At 67.1% G+C, this 6,165-nt stretch carries 3 protein-coding genes and 1 pseudogene; 3 read left to right on the top strand and 1 reads right to left on the bottom strand.

The annotated features are described in order from the left end of the window. Window positions 1–145 precede the first annotated feature (145 nt). Window positions 146–1,489 (bottom strand): ISL3 family transposase, encoded by a 1,344-nt coding sequence (locus N865_RS20975; protein ID WP_245603863.1) that lies wholly within the window; start codon window positions 1,487–1,489, stop codon window positions 146–148. A 226-nt stretch (window positions 1,490–1,715) separates the two neighbouring features. On the opposite strand from N865_RS20975, the gene N865_RS20980 reads away from it, so the two are divergent. From N865_RS20980 to N865_RS20985, 3 genes and pseudogenes are all read left to right on the top strand, one after another. Next, on the top strand, window positions 1,716–3,215 hold the full coding sequence (locus N865_RS20980; RefSeq protein WP_157557819.1) for a chymotrypsin family serine protease: 1,500 nt from the start codon (window positions 1,716–1,718) through the stop codon (window positions 3,213–3,215). 143 nt (window positions 3,216–3,358) lie between these two features. Continuing rightward, window positions 3,359–3,541: pseudogene (locus N865_RS22495) on the top strand (transposase); the annotation flags it as partial. A 432-nt stretch (window positions 3,542–3,973) separates the two neighbouring features. After that, window positions 3,974–6,165 (top strand): ATP-binding protein (locus N865_RS20985; RefSeq protein WP_034810226.1); only part of this gene is annotated, 2,192 nt, incomplete at its 3' end.

Consider the following 6,165-nt stretch of genomic DNA (forward strand, 5'->3'; position numbering starts at 1 on the left):
CCCTCACCCACGCTCAGATCCGAAGAGCCCCTTTAGCCTCGATCCACCGATGGGCCGATGGAGGGTGAGCTGATCGGGCTCGCGGGCTGACGTTCGGGTGGGGGCGCGTGGGATTTGCCGGCTCTTGGGACATGAGTGTGGGGTTTCAGGGGATCAGTCCACCGCCGACGAGGAGCATCCGAAGCCGGTAGTTGTGCCTGTTCCGGAAGCCTCGGGCGATCCGGCGGTGCAGCTCGATGAGGCCGTTGATCGCCTCGGTTCCGCCGTTGCTGGATCGGGCGGTGTCGAAGTAGGCGAGGAACTCGGTGCGCCACTTGCTCAGGGTCCGCCCGAGGCGGGCGATCTCGGGGATCGGGCAGGACGGGAAGGAGTCGAGGACCTTGAGCGCGATCGTCTTGCCGGCGGCCAGGTCTTTGGCGGTGTAGGCGGAGCGCAGCTGGTGGATGGCCTGCCATGCGATGTCGACCTCGTCGTGGCGTTCGTCGGCGGCGAACGCAGCCGTGATCCGGGCCCGCTGCTTCTCGCTGAGGTGCTCGAGGCCCAGGCGCAGGATGTTGCGGATCCCGTACAGCGGGTCGCCCTTGCGGCCGCGGTGGCCGTGGATGGTCTGCTGCACGCGGCGGCGGACCTCGTCGAGGGCCTGCCCGCCGAGCTTGACGACGTGGAACGCGTCCAGAACCGAGGCGGCTTCGTCGAGCTGGTCGTCGATGGCGTTCTTGTACCCGTGGAACGGGTCGAGGGTGGCGACCTGCACGCCAGCGCGGAAGTCCTCGCCGCGCTCGATCAGCCAGTTGCGGTACACGGTCCCGGACCGTCCGGGCACGAGGTCGAGCAGCCGCGCCTTCACGACCATCTTCTCGGGGTTGCTCGGGTCGGGGTGGCGGGTCAGGTCGACCATCCCGGTCAGCTCCTTCGGTCCCCGCCGACGCGGGGACACGTGGTGCCACACGTGCTCGTCGACCCCGAGGGTGGCCACGCCGTCGAACCGGGCCGGGTCCGCGTCCAACGCTTCGAGCAGCGGCTTGATGGAGCGCCACACCGTCTTCCACGAACAGCCCAGCCGGCGGGCGACGCCGGCGATCGAGGCGTGCTCGCGGCGGACCTGCTCGATCGCCCACCAGCACGCCCGCACCGTCAACAGGCTCCGCGGCCGCGCGACGGTCTGGTCCTGTTCGACGAACGTCACGGCCGGGCAGGCCGGTTCGGGGCAGGCCCAGCGGCGCTTGACCCACCGCAGCCGGACCGGGCGTTCGAAGCAGGGCAGGTCGACCAGCTCGACCGTGACCCGCCCATGCGCGTGCGCCACGACTCCGCATTCGAGGCAGCCCACCGGCGTCGGCGCGGACTCCACCGACACCACGAGGCGGGCATCGTCACGCTCGACCGAGGTCACGTGCAGGCCCTCGAGGCCGACGAGCAGGTCACAGTTGTCGCAATACGGCCCGGATGGATGGCAGCGCGCGGCAGCGCACGCCGTAGGCTCGCTCATGTCGAGGTCCTTCGGAATGGTTGCTTGGTCGCTTCCACTCCTGAAGGGCCTCGGCGTCTATCCAGGCGTCACCGACACCCGGCGCGCCGAACGGACCCACACTCATGTCCCAAGAGCCGGCAAAGGGCCGAAGGGCCCTAGCCGGCCATCGGGGCCGGCAGGAGACTTCCGAGAAGCACGGAAATCCATATGCCCTGCCCAAGGGCGTCCAGACAGGGGAAGAGTCATGCCTAACGAGACAACTCCGCATCGTGTGCCAGCGCCGGAAGAGATGGCGCGGGTTCAGCATGCGAAGGACGTGGCCGCCGAGCGCCTTCTGAGCATCCCCGGAGTGCACACAGTCGGAATCGGTTACAAACGGCGCGGTGGCGAGGTGACCGCCGATCTGGCCGTCATCGTGTTCGTGGACACGAAGCTCCCCCGCGCGGATGTTCCTCCGGACCGGATGGTTCCTCTTGAGATCCGGTTCTTCATGGATTCCAGCGACCGGGAGGAGTCTGTACCGACCGATGTCGTGGAGCAGGCGCGTCCAGTCGAGTACACCCACATCCCTGCGGGCACCCTGGCTGGTCGGGCCCGTCCGGTGGCCGGCGGTCGCAGCATCGCCAGAGCTGCCAGCGGCGGGGGCACCCTGGGAGGCTGGGTGTGGGACGGACTGAATGATGAGGTCGTCCTGCTGACCAATAACCACGTGCTGGGCGGCGCGGCCGGAACGGACGTGTTCCAGCCGTGGGGTAGCACAGCCGCGACCGACCACATAGCTGACGTCGTTCGCACGGGGACGCTCGACGCGACCATCGCAGCGCCGGTGAACGCGGCGGACGTACTCGAGGAGATCGAAGGTGTCGGTCCGGCTGTCTTCGAGATCACGACGGCGACCGTCGGCATGCCCGTGGAGAAGTCAGGCGCCAAGACGGATCACACGACCGGCTGGGTCGAGTATGTCGGGCTGACCGGCCACTACGGATCGACCAACGACTTCCAGGTGGCCCCGGACCCGGGGATGCCCAACGGCAGGTTCGCCTACTACGGGGACTCCGGTTCCCTGATCGTCGAACGAACTAACCCCTCGGGCGGGTCTTGGAAACGGGTGGTCGGCCTGCTCTGGGGTGGGAACCCGGAGCTGGGCAACGCCAAGGCGCACCAGGTCCAAGACGTCTTCGCCGACCTCAACCTAGACACCCTGTGCGCGGGCGCGTTCGAGGAGTTCCTGGACAACCTGTTCGCCCCGAACTTCCCCGAAGAACCCCTGAAGGTCACGCCGATCCAGTTGCCTGAGCCCGTGACTATGCCCCTCACGACCGGGCCGCGCGTGTCCCTGTCCGGCGCCCTTCTGGCCCTCCAGCAGGCAGCCGGCCGACCGTTCGCGAGATCTCGACCGCTTCACCGTGGCATGGCCCGTGACGTCGAGGCGCGGCTGCGCCTATCGCGGATGGGCAGCGACCTGGTTACCGCCATCCACGAGAATCGTGTCGGCCTCGCCCGGCTGGTCCTCGACCGACAGACGCGCCGTGCCTTGGCCTCGGCCGCCGCGCCGTTCGTCGAGGGTGTGTGGACCGCCGATGAGTTGCTCGGGAGACAGGTCACGGAGGAGGACCTCGCCCGGTTCCATCGCGTCGCGAGAATCGCCGAAGACCACCGCCCTGAGCTCCAGCCGCTGCTCGAGCGCGTCAACCGTATCCTCGGGGAGCTGCCTGGCCGCAGCTTCGACGACGTACTGCGATAGGGCTCGACAGGACCGACCGCGCTGAGCGCCGCTGCCGTCATTCGCCGCCCCGCGAACGGCTGATGATCTCTGCCGGGACCACGCGCAGCTGCTCAAGACACTTCTGGCGCAGCGCGATATGGCCACGCCACGCCCCCGGTGCCCGCCAACTGGGTCAGTGGCGTGAAGCGTTCCTAGCCTACTTCACCACCCGCGGCGCGAACAACGGCGGAACCGAAGCCGTCAACTTCCTGATCGAGCTGCACCGCAGGGTCGCCCGTGGCTTCCGCAACCTCCAGAACTACACGCTGGGCATGCTCCTCATCGCAGGAGGCCTGAACCTATGAACCCACACTCATCTGAGAAGGGCCGGTAATCGAGGGAGAGGCGTCGGTCCGGACATCGGCGGATCTTCCTCAGCCACGACGCGGTGACCGGCCTGGTCGGGGGCGTGCAGACGAGCAGCACGGCGAGTGGTCCAAACAACGCGGCTACCTCGACCTCGATCCCCCAAGAACGCCGGGCGCCGTCCTGACCACACGCGAATCCGAAGCCCGGCCCAGAGAGTGGAGCACCCACCTACTCGTCGGCGACCGCAGCGTGTCGAACCGCCTGACCTCGACCCATCGCCGTCGTCATCACAGATCCGAACTTGACCCGCCTGCTCCTACATCGCCTCAAGTGTCAACCAAAGCCCGGGGTGGACCCGAAGTGGTTCCCAGCCGCATCAGTTGGTTCAAGTCGCTGCCACGGCGATGCTTGGCAAGCAGAATGACAGCATGACGCAGAAAGGCCGGTTCGTCGGTTTTGGGGTCGGCACGTATACCGACCCCATGCATGAGGAACTCCCGCACGCCACGTCCGAAGTGATGGACTTCGCCCAACTCGTCCGGGGAGATCTCGATGGTGATCCGGCCATCAATCCGACAACAGTCCAGGTCTTCGAGAGCCTCGATGAGCTCCCTCCGATGCCCGACGGCGGCCGGCTAGTGCTGATGTGGAGCGGACACGGCAAGCAAGATGCCCGGGATGGCCTGCGTTTGCTCACAACGGAGAGCGGCACCAAGTCCAGCGCCGGATTAGCCGTCGCGGAAGTGGTGCGGCGCTGCATCGAGGTGGGGGCGAACCAGGTCCTCGTGGTTCTTGACGCGTGCTTCTCGGGCGGAGGCGTTCCTGCAGCGAGCGAGGTCGCGGCCGCACTGATAGCGCAGCAGCCCCCCAAGGGCCTGGTGTGGGTCGGAGTGCTGGCCTCGTGCGCTCCTTGGGAGACGGCGCGGGACGGTGCCTTCGGGCAGCGGCTTCTCGACCTGGTCAAACACGGGCCTGATAACGTTTCCCTCCGACGGCCATGGTCTGTTCACAACGAGTTCCTTCGCGGTGAGGACATCGGGGACGCGCTGCTGCGTGAGTGGAAGACTGATGGGCAACATCTGAGCTTCAGGCGAGACGGAGTGTCGGACTGGCTGGTGCAGAACCCCCTGTTCGAGCCGCATGCGCCGGCTCAGGTGGTCGAGCACCTCCTACGCGCCGCCCGGTCGGGTGGACCACAAGAGCAGAGATCATGGTTCACCGGACGCACTCGCGAGGTCGACACCGTGGTCTCCTGGGTGACCTCAGGGATGACAGGGTTGCACGTCGTGACCGGATCAGCGGGCACGGGCAAGTCGGCCATCACCGGACGGGTGGTCAGTGCCTCAGTTCCGTCCGAGCGGGCCCTACTCGTGGCACAAGGCCCCCTCGGCCACGCCGATCCGGGCGAGGAATCGGTGGCCGCGCATGTGTACTTGCGTGGCTTGACCTTGGATCAGGCCGCAGCGTCTCTGGACCGCGACTTGATTACTGCGGGGGTGTTGCCGCGGGACGACGCCGGGGACAGGAATGCAGCGTTACTGGTTGGCGCCTTGCAGCGCCGCGCAAACGATGAACATCGCACCCCGGTGCTGGTGGTTGACGGTCTCGACGAGGCACGCGGGCAGGCATTCGTTATGGCCAGGGAACTGCTGGCACGGCTGGCGGCGTTCGCCACAGTGGTCGTGTCGACTCGGAATGTGCTTGAGCCGGGTGAAGAGTCTCCGAACACCTTGGTTGACACGCTTCAACCCGTGGAGGTGTTGAACCTCGACGACGAGCGGTGGGCCGAGTCGGGTCGGTTGGCCCGACGTGAGTACCTGGGGGCACGCCTGTCCGATGTGGACCCCCGCATGAGTGCCGACGCAGTGGCGAACTACCTGACCAAGGCATCGACCGCCACTACCGAGGAGCCCTTCCTGCTGGCACGGCTCGTCTCGGATCAACTTCGGGCAGCGCCGGTTGACACCACTGTGCTGGGCTGGAGAGAACATGTGGCCGGTTCCATCTTCGCGGCTGTCGACACCCAGATTGCCGCGGTGCCAACGCCGCTCCATCGGGAACTGGATCAAGCGACCGCAGCTTCCTTAGCCCGAGGCATGCTCACGGCCCTGACTTGGGGGCTTGGGGCTGGGTTCCCCGAGCCGGAGTGGGTCACCGTCGCGGCTACCCTTTGCGCCGACATCGGATTCAACGACATTGGGCAGGACGACGTCTCTTGGCTGCTGGACTCCCTGGGCAGATTCGTGCTGCAGGATGGCCAGTTCGGGAACGCCGTCTTCCGGGTCGCCCACCAGAGCCTGGCCGACCACCTCCGGCCACCATTCCGGCAAACGGCAGAGTTACCGTTCGACCCGGCGACCATGCCGGTTACCGCCGCGATCCTCGACCGATACCGTGCCCTGCTCGATGCCGGTATCCCGGCCACCAGTCCGGGATACCTATGGCAGTACGCGTGGCGACACGCCGCCAGCGCTGGCCCTCAAGGACTCAACTTGCTGCGTGACCTCGCGGACGTCGAAAGAGCGCTCCGGCCTGATGTTGGGATAGGCGCTCTCGCCATCGCCGCCACCCTCGGCGAGTGGGGAAGGCGGGCGGACGCCCTCCCACCCACCCAGGAAGC

Origin of the sequence: Intrasporangium oryzae NRRL B-24470 (genome assembly GCF_000576595.1) — a bacterium.
GTDB lineage: Bacteria > Actinomycetota > Actinomycetes > Actinomycetales > Dermatophilaceae > Intrasporangium_C > Intrasporangium_C oryzae.

Bases quoted from the DNA above. Each gene is read 5' to 3' on its own strand.
- N865_RS20975 (WP_245603863.1), bottom strand. From the start codon at position 1,489: ATGAGCGAGCCTACGGCGTGCGCTGCCGCGCGCTGCCATCCATCCGGG.
- N865_RS20980 (WP_157557819.1), top strand. From the start codon at position 1,716: ATGCCTAACGAGACAACTCCGCATCGTGTGCCAGCGCCGGAAGAGATG.